Origin of the sequence: Roseovarius lutimaris (assembly GCF_900115165.1) — a bacterium.
Lineage (GTDB): Bacteria > Pseudomonadota > Alphaproteobacteria > Rhodobacterales > Rhodobacteraceae > Roseovarius > Roseovarius lutimaris.
Genome location: NZ_FOVP01000010.1, coordinates 141,737 through 153,848 on the forward strand (window position 1 = coordinate 141,737; position 12,112 = coordinate 153,848).

Here is a 12,112-nt window from a genome sequence, read left to right on the forward strand (position 1 = left end):
CCAAGTCAAGGAAGGGGGGAGCGGCATTTTGTAGCCTGTTGTCAGAGACAGATGGGATGTATACCCATTCTGATTATTGAATAAGTAGCGCGCTGCGTTGCTGCGGCCCGCGAGGCACCTTGCAAGAGGCGCGGAACGGCATCGGTGAGGGAAGGGACTGCCAGTGGATTATTCGGCCAAGCTGGATGACGCAATCGAACGTCTGCATCAGGAAGGGCGCTATCGCACCTTTATTGATATTGAACGCCGCAACGGCAATTTCCCCCATGCGATCTGGCGCAAGCCCGATGGCAGTGAACAGCCGATCACCGTGTGGTGCGGCAATGACTATCTTGGCATGGGCCAGCATCCCGTCGTTCTTGAGGCGATGCATGAGGCGCTTGACGCCACCGGCGCCGGGTCGGGCGGCACGCGCAATATCTCGGGCACGACGGTCTATCACAAGCGGCTTGAGGCCGAATTGGCCGATCTGCATGGCAAAGAGGCGGCGCTTTTGTTCACCAGCGCCTATATTGCCAATGACGCCACGCTGAGCACGCTGCCGAAACTTTTCCCCGGTCTGATCATTTATTCGGACGCTCTGAATCATGCCAGCATGATCGAAGGCGTGCGCCGCAATGGCGGCGCCAAGCGGATTTTCCGGCACAATGATGTCGAGCATCTGCGCGAGTTGCTGGCCGCCGATGACCCGGAAGCGCCCAAAGTCATTGCATTTGAAAGCATCTACTCGATGGATGGCGATTTTGGCCCGATCGAGGCGATCTGTGATCTGGCCGACGAATTCGGCGCGCTGACCTATATCGACGAGGTTCACGCGGTTGGCATGTATGGCCCGCGCGGCGCGGGCATCTGCGAGCGTGACCGCCTGATGCATCGTCTGGACATTATCAACGGCACGCTGGCCAAGGCCTATGGTGTGATGGGCGGCTATATCGCGGCCTCGGCCAAGATGTGTGACGCGGTGCGCAGCTATGCGCCCGGTTTCATCTTTTCGACCTCGCTGGCCCCGACGCTGGCGGCGGGGGCCACGGCTTCGGTCGCGTTCCTCAAGACCTCCGAGGGCAAAAAACTGCGCGAGCTGCATCAGACACAGTCGAAAATCCTCAAGACCCGCCTCAAGGGATTGGGCTTGCCGATTGTCGATCATGGTTCGCATATTGTGCCGGTGATCGTGGGCGACCCCGTTCATACCAAGAAACTTAGCGATATGTTGCTTGAGGGCTTTGGTATGTATGTGCAGCCGATCAACTTTCCGACCGTGCCGCGTGGCACCGAGCGCCTGCGGTTTACACCCTCGCCGGTGCATGGCCCCGATGAGATGGATGCGCTGGTAAGTGCGATGGATGAACTCTGGAGCCATTGTGCGCTGAATCGCGCTGAGCTGACTGGTTAGTGCCGTAAAACGTGCAATTGCCCTTGCCCTGTGTTAAGGTTGCGTAAAGAAAAGTGCAAAGCTCGAATCGGGACGTTCGAGAAAACGCATTAGTAACCAAAAGAGGCAGTGAGCGCATGATTGGGCGGCGGTTTGCACGCAAGGCCGAGATCAAAGACGTCGAAGCCCGTGGCTTTGATGCATTCGAATTACGACTTGGCGACCTTATGCGAGGAGAGCGGGCCACGCTCGGCAAATCCCTTCTCGATGTAGAACGCGAGCTTCGGATCAAGGCCACCTATGTGGCTGCGATTGAAAATGCTGATCCCACCGCTTTTGATACGCCTGGATTTATCCCCGGTTATGTACGCTCTTATGCGCGGTATCTTGGGATGGACCCGGATCAGGCGTTCAAGGCATTTTGCGCTGAATCCGGCTTTTCGATTGCCCATGGCATGTCGGCCGAGGCCTCGTCGATCCGCAAGACAGGCACTTCTGCGGTGCGCAAGACCGCCAAGGTGTCTGATCCGCTGATTTCTCCCAACGCTCCGTTTTTGCCGGCCTCGGAAAGCTTTCTGGCACGGGTCGAGCCGGGCGCGATTGGCTCTGCCTTTGTGCTTGTGGCGCTGATCGGGGCGATTGGCTATGGCGGGTGGAGCGTGCTCAATCAGGTGCAGCAGGTTCAACTGGCGCCGGTTGAGAATACGCCGATTGTGTTGGCGGACCTTGATCCGCTGACGAGCGCAGGGGCGGCCGCTGATACGACCGAGCCGTCGACGGCTGACGCCTCGGGCGTGTTCCAGCCGCCGCGCAACGAGCGGTTGAACCGTCTTTATCGCCCCAAGGCGCTTGATGTGCCTGTGATGGTGGCGCGCGACGCGCCGATTTCGACGCTGAATCCGGCCGAAATGGGCACAATGAGCCCGGGCACACCGACTGCGGATCGCGATAGCGGTTTTGCGGTTGCGCAGCTTGATCAAGAGAGCGGCGTTTCGCAAAACCGGCCACAGGTTGTTGCCGATGATATGCCCGATGTGCGCCTTGTTGCTGTACGCGCGGCATGGGTGCGGGTGCGCGCGGCTGATGGCAGCGTGATTTATGAGGGTATCCTCAACGCCGGCGACAGTTATGATGTGCCCGCCACGCAAGAGCCGCCGACGCTGCGCGTCGGCGAATCGGGCGCGGTGTATTTCGCGGTCAACGGAGAGCATTACGGCCCCGCAGGTCCGCGCGGCTCGGTGACCTCTGGTCTGACGCTGACGCCGGGCGAGCTTCAGGGACGTTATGCCGTGGCCGATATCAATGCGGATCAGGACCTTTTGCGCTATGTGGCCGAATTGCAGGCCGCGCCTGTAAGCCCTCCGGTTGCGGCGCAGGACTAACCCTTTCCCCATTTTCATGTTCGTTTGCCGACCGATTGCGAATTGGTCCGCTGCGCGATAGGCATGGGGCAGGAATTCACATGATTTGACGGGGCTTTTGCAATGTCGCTGAACCATATCCGCCCATGGCGCAATATCTACCGCCGCAAAAGCAGACAGATCATGGTGGGCAATGTGCCGGTCGGCGGCGATGCGCCGATCACCGTGCAGACGATGACCAACACGCTGACCACCGATGTGGCGGCCACCGTGGCACAGGTTCAGGCGGCGGCAGAGGCGGGAGCCGACATCGTGCGGGTATCCGTGCCTGATGAGGCCAGCTCAAAGGCGCTGAAAGAGATCGTGGCCGAAAGCCCGGTGCCGATTGTTGCCGACATTCATTTTCACTACAAGCGCGGCATCGAGGCCGCCGAGGCAGGTGCCGCCTGCTTGCGGATCAACCCCGGCAACATCGGCAGCGAAACGCGGGTGCGCGAGGTGATCGCCGCCGCGCGCGATCATGGCTGTTCGATGCGGATCGGGGTCAATGCGGGCAGTCTTGAAAAGCATCTTTTGGACAAATACGGCGAGCCGTGCCCCGACGCGATGGTCGAAAGCGGGTTGGAGCATATCCGCATCTTGCAGGACAATGATTTTCACGAGTTCAAGATCAGCGTCAAAGCCTCGGATGTATTCATGGCCGCCGCCGCCTATCAGCAGCTGGCAGAGGCCACCGATGCGCCGATCCATCTTGGGATTACTGAGGCTGGCGGTTTGACCAGCGGGACGATCAAATCGGCGATCGGTCTCGGCAACCTTCTTTGGATGGGGATTGGCGATACGATCCGCGTCAGCCTGTCGGCCGATCCGGTGGAAGAGATTAAGGTTGGTTATGAAATCCTGAAATCGCTTGGTCTGCGGCATCGCGGTGTGAACATCATCAGTTGCCCAAGCTGTGCGCGCCAGGGCTTTGACGTGATCAAGACGGTTGAGGCGCTTGAACAGCGCCTTGAGCACATCAAGACGCCGATGAGCCTGAGCATCATCGGCTGTGTGGTGAACGGCCCCGGTGAGGCCCTGATGACCGATGTCGGCTTTACCGGCGGCGGGGCGGGCAATGGCATGGTCTATCTGGCGGGCAAGCAAAGCCACCGGATGGACAACGATCAGATGGTCGAGCATATCGTCGAGCAGGTCGAAAAGCGCGCCGCAGAAATCGAGGCGGAAACCGCAGCACAGGATGCGGCGGAGTAGAGGTTAGAACCGTTCGGCGCGAAGCACATCACAATCGGTCACGCAGACCGCGCCGATATGGCGTTCGACCACCTGAAAAGCGGCCTCAAGCAACCCGTCAAGCCGGTCGGGGCGGATGATGCAGGTCACCTGAACCATGCCACCGGCGCGGCTGACCTGACCCGAGCGCGACCATATAGCCCTCGGCGGCGAGGCAGAGGCTTTCATACATGGGCGTTTTGTCCCCGAAATGAATGCCACGGCATATGGGCTGGGTGTTTCAGGGGTGCAGTCCTTTGCAGAAATACACCTGTCGGCCTGTTCGATGTGTTGCGGTTTTGGCGCCTCCGGCGGGAGTATTTCGGGAAAGATGAAGGGCATTCAGAGGTGCGCGCGTTGCGGGCGCAGGGCGGGTATTCGTTAATAAAAAGTAATGATACCGGTCTGTTGCGGGGGGATAGTGATCTGCTAACATCTTGACTTTGCGAACGGTTTCCCGTATAGGTTGTGACATGCTGGACGAGATGGGCAAGCGGCCCCGGGGGTGACCCCGGTGGCCGTTTTTTGTGTCGCATATGCGGAGGGGACGCTGACAGCATAGCAATCACATGAGGCAAGAGCACGCATGGTTTTGATTACCCCCGAAGAGGGGCCCACGGGCCTTACGACTTCGATCAATGCGCTTGAACGTCAATTGGCGGAAATGCGCGAAGAACTGGAGGATTTGTATCTCAAGATCAGGGCTGGGGACCTGGATGAACTCAAAAACGCAACCAAGGCCACAGGTGAAATCCGCCAATGGCTCAAGATCGCGATAGAAGCGGAGGCGCAACTTGAAAAACGTAAAAAACAAGACCGAGGCATCGTCAACGACTATGCCCTCGATTTCGACGATGCACGGGCTCAGATCGGGTGCCGGCTGGATCGTCTCAGAAGGGCAAGATGCCCAGGACGAATTCCTCGATGCGCTGAGTGATGGCGAGCTTATGGCGCTGCCCTATCTGTTCGAGTTCTGGGCGCTGGATCATCAGATTGCGCCAGAGGGCGATTGGCGCACCTGGGTGATCATGGGGGGGCGCGGGGCAGGCAAGACCCGCGCCGGGGCCGAATGGGTGCGTGCACAAGTGGAGGGCGCGCGGCCCTTGGACAAGGGCCGCTGTCAGCGTCTGGCGCTTGTCGGCGAGACGATTGATCAGGTGCGAGAGGTCATGGTGTTTGGCGAAAGCGGCATCATGGCCTGTTCGCCACCCGATCGGCGCCCGGTATGGCAGGCGACGCGCAAACGGCTTATCTGGCCCAACGGGGCCACGGCGCAGGTATTTTCGGCGCATGATCCCGAGGGCTTGCGGGGGCCGCAGTTCGATGGCGCCTGGGTCGATGAGCTGGCCAAGTGGAAGAAGGCCCGCGCGACCTGGGATATGCTTCAGTTCGGGATGCGGTTGGGCGACGATCCAAGAGTTTGTGTCACGACCACGCCGCGCAATGTGGGCGTTTTGAAGGAGCTGTTGGCGGCGCCAAGCACAGTGGTGACAAATGCGCCGACCGAGGCCAACCGGGCCTATCTTGCCGAGAGCTTTCTGGAGGAGGTACGGACGCGCTATGCCGGAACAAGGCTTGGGCGGCAGGAGCTTGACGGTATTCTGGTGGATGAGGCCGAGGATGCGCTCTGGACCTCTGGGATGCTGGAGGCGGCTCGGATTGACCAGGTGCCCGAGATGGACCGGGTGATCGTGGCGGTCGACCCGCCTGTAACCGGGCATAGCGGATCGGATGAATGCGGGATCGTGGTTGTCGGCGCGGTGACCAGCGGGCCGGTGCAGGATTGGCGGGCCTATGTGCTTGCCGATTGCAGCATCAGCGCCGCTAGTCCGACGCGGTGGGCCAATGCGGCCATCCGCGCGATGGAGCAATGGGGGGCAGAGCGGCTTGTGGCTGAGGTCAACCAGGGCGGCGACATGGTTGAGCAGGTGATCCGGCAGGTCGATCCGCTGGTGCCGTTTCGCAAGGTGCATGCCAGCCGGGGCAAGGTTGCCCGCGCAGAGCCGGTGGCGGCGCTTTATGAGCAGGGCCGTATCTTGCATCTGCGCGGGCTGAGCGCGCTTGAGGATCAGATGTGCGCGATGACGGCGCGTGGGTTCGAGGGCAAGGGTAGCCCGGACCGGGTGGATGCACTTGTCTGGGCGATCAGCGATCTCATTCTGGAGCCGGCCGCCAAATGGCGCAACCCGAGTGTGCGCGCGGTGTGACGGCGCGGCTTTGGGGATTGAACGGGATAAATCTGGTGCGGCGGCTGAAAGGTCGCCGCGCCTTTTTTGTTTTTGGTTCTGGGAGTGGTTTTCATTTCTCTATGAAAAACAAAGGGTAAGAGCGTTTTGGCAGCGTCCGAGGGCCTGTGGGCGGCGGCGCACGGTGTGGTTTATTTTTCTTAAACCTTTGAGCGTCTGATGGCGACAAGCGGGCAATGAGCCCAATGGATGCAGGACCAAGGAGAACGCGAGATGATATTGGACTTCTTCCGGCAGGGCAGTGCGGAACCGGCGGTGACGCCCGAGCAAAAAGCCAGTGCCACGGGGCGGGTCATGGCCTGGCATGGCGCCGGTCGTGTGGCATGGAGCCCGCGCGATACGGTGACCCTGACGCGCATCGGCTTTGCTGGCAATCCGGTTGGATTTCGCTGTGTCAAGATGATCGCCGAGGCGGCGGCGGCGCTGCCTTTGGTGTTGCAGGATTGCGAGCGCCGCTTTTCGGAGCATCCGTTGCTTGACCTGATCAAGGCGCCGAACCCGGCGCAGGGGCGGGCCGAACTTTTCGAGGCGCTCTATGGTCAGTTGCTTTTGACCGGCAATGCCTATGTCGAGGCGGTTGGCGCAGGCCAGGGTGTGCCGCTTGAGCTTCATGTGTTGCGCTCGGATCGGATGAGTGTGGTGCCGGGCGCCGATGGCTGGCCGATTGCCTATGAATATGCGGTTTCAGGGCGCAAGCACCGGTTTGACGTGAGCGAGGGCAATCCGGTTGTCTGCCATGTCAAAAGCTTTCATCCGCAGGACGATCATTATGGTTTGTCACCCTTGCAGGCGGCGGCGCAGGCGGTGGATGTGCATAATTCCGCAAGCCGCTGGTCCAAGGCGTTGCTCGACAATGCGGCACGTCCCAGCGGTGCGATTGTCTATCGCGGGGCCGAGGGGCAGGGCAGCCTGAGCAACGATCAGTATGAGCGGCTGGTGAGCGAGATGGAGGCCCATCACCAGGGCGCGCGCAATGCCGGTCGCCCGATGCTTTTGGAGGGCGGGCTTGACTGGAAACCGATGGGGTTCAGCCCCTCGGATATGGAATTCCAGAAGACCAAGGAAAGTGCGGCGCGCGAGATTGCCCTGGCGTTTGGGGTGCCGCCGATGCTGCTTGGTATCCCCGGTGATGCGACGTTTTCGAATTACCAGGAGGCCAATCGGGCATTCTATCGGCTGACGGTTTTGCCGCTGGCCACGCGGGTGGCGGCGTCGGTGACGAACTGGCTTGCGGGGTTCAGCGGCGAGATGCTTGAGTTGCGCCCCGACCTTGATCAGGTGCCGGCCCTTGCGGCCGAGCGCGATGCGCAGTGGAGCCGGGTGGCCACCGCCGATTTTCTGACCGATGCGGAAAAACGCGAACTGCTGGGGCTTCCGGCATTGGCCGAGGGGGATTTGAATGGCTGAGCAGCACCCGCCGCAGCGTTACGGGTTTGAGGCCTTTGATTGCGCACCGGCGTTGCGGCTTGAGGCGCATGAAAGGGTGGCCGAATTGCAGACCCGCGCGCTGAGCGACCGGCTGATGCGGATGGAAGCCGCGCTGGAGAGGTTGGAGCGGCGGTTGTGGCTGGCGGTCTATGGCGTGGTGGCGGCCATTCTGGTGCAGGCATTTCAGCCGATCTTGGCCGCGCTGCCGTGAACGGGATGAGTGGGGTGATCCCCTCCTTGGGCAAAAGGATGAGGCAAATGGATATGGAAACGGGACTGGAGCGCAAATTCGCGCGGTTTGATGATGATGCGCTGAGCGTGACCGATGGCTGTGCGATCGAAGGCTATGCAAGTCTGTTCGGGGCCACCGATCAGGGCGGTGATATCGTGGAGGCGGGGGCCTATGCCAAATCGCTAACGCGGCTTGTGACCGAGGGGCGCAAGGTCAAGATGCTTTGGCAGCACGACCCGAGCCAGCCGATCGGCGTCTGGGACGAGGTGCGCGAGGATGCGCGGGGGCTTTTCGTGAAGGGTCGCCTTTTGGAAAGCGTCGGGCGGGTCCGAGAGGCGGCGGCGCTTATTGCGGCGGGTGCGATTGACGGGCTGAGCATCGGCTATCGCACGCTCCGCGCCAGCAAGAATGACAAGGGCCGCAGGCTCTTGACGGAACTGGAGCTTTGGGAGGTGTCGCTTGTGACCTTTCCGATGCTGCCCAGTGCGCGGGTTGCGGCCAAGGGCGATGGCCTGGCCGAAGACACCCTGCGCGAGTTGGCGGCGGCCTTTGAGGACGCCCGCCGGGAGATGGCGCAGATGTAACGCGCCCAACAGGACCAAAGCTACAGGATCTTATGATGAGCAAAACCGAGGCAACCTCTCGGACCGGGGAAGATCTTTCTCCGGCGGCCGAAGTGAAATCCGCAATCGCGGGGTTCATGAGCGAATTCAAGGGCTTTCAGTCCGATGTTCACAACCGACTTCAACAGCAAGAAGAGAAGATGACCATGTTTGAACGCAAACCTCTTGGCCTTCAGCGCCCGCAACTGGCCGCCGCAGGTGACACATATGCACCCCATCGCAAGGCGTTTGACGCCTATCTGCGGGCGGGCGACGATGATGGCCTGCGCGGTCTTGAGCTTGAGGGCAAGGCGCTCAATACCGCTGTGGCTGGCGATGGTGGCTATCTGGTTGATCCGCAGACCGCCGAGACGATCCAGTCGGTTCTGAGCTCGACCGCGTCGATCCGGGCCGTGGCCAATGTCGTGGGGGTCGAGGCGACAAGCTTTGACGTGCTGATTGACCATACCGATGTCGGCCATGGCTGGGCGACCGAAACGGCGGGCACGGCAGAGACCGCGACGCCGGTGATTGACCGGATTACCATCCCGCTGCACGAGCTGAGCGCGCTGCCGAAGGCTAGCCAGCGTCTGCTGGACGACAGCGCGTTTGACGTCGAGGGTTGGCTTGCAGGCCGGATTGCCGACAAGTTTGCCCGCGCCGAAGCCGCAGCTTTTGTGAGCGGCGATGGTGTGGACAAGCCGCGCGGTTTCCTGACCCATCCGAGCGTTGACAACGATGTCTGGGTCTGGGGCAACCTTGGCTATGTGCCGACCGGGGCCGACGGCGCGATTGGCGGGGCCGATCCTATTGTCGATCTGGTCTATGCGCTTGGCGCCGAATACCGCGCCAATGCCAGCTTTGTCATGAACTCGAAAACCGCAGGCACTGTGCGCAAGCTCAAGGATGCGGATGGGCGGTTCCTGTGGTCGGATGGTCTTGCGGCGGGTGAGCCTGCGCGTCTGATGGGCTATCCGGTTCTGATTGCCGAGGACATGCCGGATATCGCCACGGGCGCGGATGCGATTGCCTTTGGCGATTTCCGCGCCGGTTATATCGTGGCCGAGCGCCCCGATCTGCGCGTGCTGCGCGATCCCTACAGTGCCAAGCCGCATGTCCTGTTCTACGCAACCAAGCGTGTGGGTGGTGATGTGAGCGACTTCAAGGCGATCAAGCTTTTGAAATTCGCCCTCTCCTAAGGACGGGCGAAGCGGGGCGGGGGCATGATGGCCTCCGTCCTGGGGCGCGTGCTGCCGCATATTGGCGTTGTCCAGCTCTTCCCCTCCGTCCGAGCGACGCGAGGTGGTGCGCGCCTGAACCACCGGAGGGGTCCGGGATGTATGGAGTAGGTCCATGATGTTAATCGAAGAAACTGCGGTTCCCCTGGCCGCGCTGCCGCTGGCGGAATTCAAGGCGCATCTGCGGCTGGGGACGGGGTTTGCGGATGACGATATTCAGGACCCGGTTCTGGAAAGTTTTCTGCGCGCCGCCATGGCCGCGATTGAGGCGCGCACGGGTAAGGTTCTGATTGAAAGAGAGTTTTCCTGGGTGCTGAGCGCCTGGCGCGATGGCCAAGGCCAAGCCTTGCCGGTGGCGCCGGTCGTCGAGATCGTCAGCCTCAGCTTGCGCAACCGCGCCGATGAGGCCGATCTGGTCACCCCCGATCACTATCGCCTTGAGCAGGACGCGCATCGCCCGATCCTGCGACCGAGCGGCACGATGCTTGCGCCGATTGCGCCGGGGGGCACGGTCGAGATCGTGTTTCGCGCCGGGTATGGCGTGGCATGGGGCGATCTGCCGGCGGATCTGGCGCAGGCGGTGCTGTTGCTGGCGGCGCATTATTATGAGTACCGCCATGAGACGGGTCTTGGCGATGGCTGTATGCCGTTCGGGGTTTCAAGCCTGATCGAGCGCTATCGCACGGTGCGTCTGCTTGGTGGGAGGGGTGCATGATGGGCCCCGTTCACCTTAATCGGGAGCTTGTGCTTGAGGTGCCGGATCGCCAGCCCGATGGCGCGGGCGGGTTCATCGAGGCCTGGCTACCGCGTGGCACGCTTTGGGCCGAGGTGGTGGCGCGCACGGGGCGTGGAGTGGCCGGTGCGGCGGTAAGCCTGTCGCGTGCCACCTTTCGGATCACGGTGCGCGCCGCGCCACAAGACAGCCCGGCGCGCCCCAAGCCCGGTCAGCGGTTTCGCGATGGGTCCCGGCTATTTGTTATTCAGTCGGTGACCGAGCGGGATGCGGCGGGGCGGTTTCTGACCTGCTGGGCGCAAGAGGAGGTGGTGCTATGAGCTATGCCGTAGAGGCGGCCCTGCAAGAGGCGGTTTTTCAACGTCTTTCCGCAGATAGCGGGTTGGCGGCTTTGGTCGGGGACGCGATCTTTGATGCGATCCCCGCCGGCCAGGTGCCGCAGACCCATGTCACGCTCGGCCCCGAAGACGTGCGTGACCGATCAGATGCCACCGCCGGGGGCGCCTGGCACCGGTTCACCGTTTCGGTCGTTACCGAAAACGCCGGTTTTCTGGCCGCGAAAGAGGTGGCCAGCGCGGTCAGTGACGCACTTGTCGGGGCCGATCTTACGCTGGCGCGTGGGCGGCTGAGCAACCTTGATTTCCTGCGCGCCCGCGCCCGACGAGAGAGCGGCGGTCAGTTGCGCCGGATCGACCTGACGTTTCGGGCGCGCGTGGACGACACCCCATAACCCTATGATTTATTGGAGATAAGACCAATGGCAGTACAGAATGGCAAGGACCTGCTGATCAAGATTGATCTCAATGGCAGCGGTAATTTTGAAACGGTGGCCGGGCTGCGTGCAACGCGGGTCAGCTTTAACGCCGAGAGCGTCGATGTCACCAGCCTTGAATCGGCGGGGGGCTGGCGCGAGTTGCTGGCCGGTGCCGGTGTGAAATCGGCCAGTATCAGCGGGTCTGGCATCTTCCGCGATGCGGCCAGTGACGAGCGCGCGCGCCAGATTTTCTTTGATGGCGAAACACCCGATTTTCAGGTGGTGATCCCCGATTTTGGCACCATCGAGGGTGCGTTTCAGGTCACGGCGATCGAATATGGCGGCACCCATGATGGCGAGGCGACCTATGAGGTTGCGCTCGCCTCGGCGGGTCAGCTGACCTTTACTGTGCTGTGACCCATGGCGAACCCCTGGGCAGGTGAGGTGGCGTTGGTCATCGACGGAGAGCGGCAGGTTCTCAAGCTGACGCTTGGGGCATTGGCCGAACTTGAAGCGGGCCTTGAAGCCGGATCACTGATTGATCTGGTGGACCGGTTCGAGACGGTGGCGTGCCCCCGTCGGGTGGTCCAGGTTAATTGTTAGTGCATTGTGGGCCTCTGGTCTATCGGAACGATGCTTTCTGGCGCGGGCGGTCGATGACCTAATGCGCTGTGCGGCCTGACGGTGTTGTAGTGGATTCGCCATTGCTCGATCAGTATTTGTGCCTCGCGCAAGGTGTAGAACATTTCGCCATTGAGCAATTCGTCGCGGAAACGGGCGTTGAAGCTTTCGCAATATCCGTTCTCCCAAGGTGATCCGGGTTCGATGTAAGCCGTCTTGGCACCGACGGCAGCGATCCAGTCCCGCACCTTCT

Annotated in this window: 15 protein-coding genes and 1 pseudogene; 14 read left to right on the forward strand and 2 right to left on the reverse strand. The window is 61.4% G+C overall.

The window, feature by feature from the left end:
• Positions 1 to 163 precede the first annotated feature (163 nt).
• From hemA to ispG, 3 genes are all read left to right on the forward strand, one after another.
• A complete protein-coding gene (hemA, locus tag BMZ91_RS10530; protein ID WP_092838204.1) occupies positions 164 to 1,393 on the forward strand; it encodes a 5-aminolevulinate synthase in 1,230 nt (409 codons plus the stop codon).
• A 116-nt stretch (positions 1,394 to 1,509) separates the two neighbouring features.
• Entirely contained in the window at positions 1,510 to 2,754 is a 1,245-nt protein-coding gene (locus BMZ91_RS10535) for a helix-turn-helix domain-containing protein (RefSeq protein WP_092838207.1), read from the forward strand.
• 102 nt (positions 2,755 to 2,856) lie between these two features.
• Positions 2,857 to 3,987, forward strand: a complete 1,131-nt coding sequence (gene ispG / locus BMZ91_RS10540; protein ID WP_092838209.1) for a flavodoxin-dependent (E)-4-hydroxy-3-methylbut-2-enyl-diphosphate synthase — start codon at positions 2,857 to 2,859, stop codon at positions 3,985 to 3,987.
• A gap of 3 nt (positions 3,988 to 3,990) precedes the next feature.
• On the opposite strand, the gene BMZ91_RS10545 is transcribed toward ispG, so the two are convergent.
• The gene (locus tag BMZ91_RS10545) at positions 3,991 to 4,194 is read right to left on the reverse strand and encodes a transcriptional regulator (protein WP_092838212.1); all 204 of its coding nucleotides are present in this window, start codon (positions 4,192 to 4,194) and stop codon (positions 3,991 to 3,993) included.
• Between the two features lie 397 nt (positions 4,195 to 4,591).
• On the opposite strand from BMZ91_RS10545, the gene BMZ91_RS10550 reads away from it, so the two are divergent.
• The 11 genes and pseudogenes from BMZ91_RS10550 to BMZ91_RS10600 form a co-directional block, all read left to right on the forward strand.
• Positions 4,592 to 4,942 (forward strand): hypothetical protein, encoded by a 351-nt coding sequence (locus BMZ91_RS10550; RefSeq protein WP_092838215.1) that lies wholly within the window; start codon positions 4,592 to 4,594, stop codon positions 4,940 to 4,942.
• A complete protein-coding gene (locus tag BMZ91_RS10555; RefSeq protein WP_245736311.1) occupies positions 4,860 to 6,212 on the forward strand; it encodes a DNA-packaging protein in 1,353 nt (450 codons plus the stop codon). The genes BMZ91_RS10550 and BMZ91_RS10555 overlap by 83 nt, the downstream gene beginning before the upstream one ends.
• A gap of 252 nt (positions 6,213 to 6,464) precedes the next feature.
• Positions 6,465 to 7,658 (forward strand): phage portal protein, encoded by a 1,194-nt coding sequence (locus tag BMZ91_RS10560; RefSeq protein WP_092838292.1) that lies wholly within the window; start codon positions 6,465 to 6,467, stop codon positions 7,656 to 7,658.
• Complete coding sequence (locus BMZ91_RS10565; protein ID WP_092838221.1) at positions 7,651 to 7,890, forward strand: GTA head formation protein, RCAP_rcc01685 family; 240 nt, start codon at positions 7,651 to 7,653, stop codon at positions 7,888 to 7,890. Before BMZ91_RS10560 ends, BMZ91_RS10565 begins: the two co-directional genes overlap by 8 nt.
• 47 nt (positions 7,891 to 7,937) lie before the next feature.
• Positions 7,938 to 8,495, forward strand: a complete 558-nt coding sequence (locus BMZ91_RS10570) for an HK97 family phage prohead protease (RefSeq protein WP_092838295.1) — start codon at positions 7,938 to 7,940, stop codon at positions 8,493 to 8,495.
• A 35-nt stretch (positions 8,496 to 8,530) separates the two neighbouring features.
• Entirely contained in the window at positions 8,531 to 9,712 is a 1,182-nt protein-coding gene (locus tag BMZ91_RS10575) for a phage major capsid protein (RefSeq protein WP_092838298.1), read from the forward strand.
• A gap of 154 nt (positions 9,713 to 9,866) precedes the next feature.
• Entirely contained in the window at positions 9,867 to 10,466 is a 600-nt protein-coding gene (locus BMZ91_RS10580; protein ID WP_092838224.1) for a head-tail connector protein, read from the forward strand.
• Positions 10,466 to 10,804 (forward strand): head-tail adaptor protein, encoded by a 339-nt coding sequence (locus BMZ91_RS10585; RefSeq protein WP_092838227.1) that lies wholly within the window; start codon positions 10,466 to 10,468, stop codon positions 10,802 to 10,804. Before BMZ91_RS10580 ends, BMZ91_RS10585 begins: the two co-directional genes overlap by 1 nt.
• Positions 10,801 to 11,214 (forward strand): DUF3168 domain-containing protein, encoded by a 414-nt coding sequence (locus BMZ91_RS10590; protein WP_092838230.1) that lies wholly within the window; start codon positions 10,801 to 10,803, stop codon positions 11,212 to 11,214. Before BMZ91_RS10585 ends, BMZ91_RS10590 begins: the two co-directional genes overlap by 4 nt.
• Positions 11,215 to 11,241: 27 nt before the next feature.
• Positions 11,242 to 11,655: a phage major tail protein, TP901-1 family gene (locus tag BMZ91_RS10595; RefSeq protein ID WP_092838233.1), complete on the forward strand. Its 414-nt coding sequence runs from the start codon at positions 11,242 to 11,244 to the stop codon at positions 11,653 to 11,655.
• Positions 11,656 to 11,658: 3 nt separating this feature from the next.
• A pseudogene (locus tag BMZ91_RS10600) lies at positions 11,659 to 11,826 on the forward strand (GTA-gp10 family protein); the annotation flags it as partial.
• A gap of 11 nt (positions 11,827 to 11,837) precedes the next feature.
• On the opposite strand, the gene BMZ91_RS10605 reads toward BMZ91_RS10600, so the two are convergent.
• Positions 11,838 to 12,112: integrase core domain-containing protein (locus tag BMZ91_RS10605; protein ID WP_143076328.1), on the reverse strand; the 275-nt coding region annotated here is incomplete at its 5' end.

Bases quoted from the DNA above. Each gene is read 5' to 3' on its own strand.
- BMZ91_RS10585 (WP_092838227.1), top strand. From the start codon at position 10,466: ATGGGCCCCGTTCACCTTAATCGGGAGCTTGTGCTTGAGGTGCCGGAT.
- BMZ91_RS10570 (WP_092838295.1), top strand. From the start codon at position 7,938: ATGGATATGGAAACGGGACTGGAGCGCAAATTCGCGCGGTTTGATGAT.
- BMZ91_RS10550 (WP_092838215.1), top strand. From the start codon at position 4,592: ATGGTTTTGATTACCCCCGAAGAGGGGCCCACGGGCCTTACGACTTCG.
- BMZ91_RS10565 (WP_092838221.1), top strand. From the start codon at position 7,651: ATGGCTGAGCAGCACCCGCCGCAGCGTTACGGGTTTGAGGCCTTTGAT.
- ispG (WP_092838209.1), top strand. From the start codon at position 2,857: ATGTCGCTGAACCATATCCGCCCATGGCGCAATATCTACCGCCGCAAA.
- BMZ91_RS10595 (WP_092838233.1), top strand. From the start codon at position 11,242: ATGGCAGTACAGAATGGCAAGGACCTGCTGATCAAGATTGATCTCAAT.
- BMZ91_RS10535 (WP_092838207.1), top strand. From the start codon at position 1,510: ATGATTGGGCGGCGGTTTGCACGCAAGGCCGAGATCAAAGACGTCGAA.
- BMZ91_RS10590 (WP_092838230.1), top strand. From the start codon at position 10,801: ATGAGCTATGCCGTAGAGGCGGCCCTGCAAGAGGCGGTTTTTCAACGT.
- BMZ91_RS10560 (WP_092838292.1), top strand. From the start codon at position 6,465: ATGATATTGGACTTCTTCCGGCAGGGCAGTGCGGAACCGGCGGTGACG.
- BMZ91_RS10555 (WP_245736311.1), top strand. From the start codon at position 4,860: ATGCACGGGCTCAGATCGGGTGCCGGCTGGATCGTCTCAGAAGGGCAA.
- BMZ91_RS10545 (WP_092838212.1), bottom strand. From the start codon at position 4,194: ATGAAAGCCTCTGCCTCGCCGCCGAGGGCTATATGGTCGCGCTCGGGT.
- BMZ91_RS10580 (WP_092838224.1), top strand. From the start codon at position 9,867: ATGATGTTAATCGAAGAAACTGCGGTTCCCCTGGCCGCGCTGCCGCTG.
- BMZ91_RS10575 (WP_092838298.1), top strand. From the start codon at position 8,531: ATGAGCAAAACCGAGGCAACCTCTCGGACCGGGGAAGATCTTTCTCCG.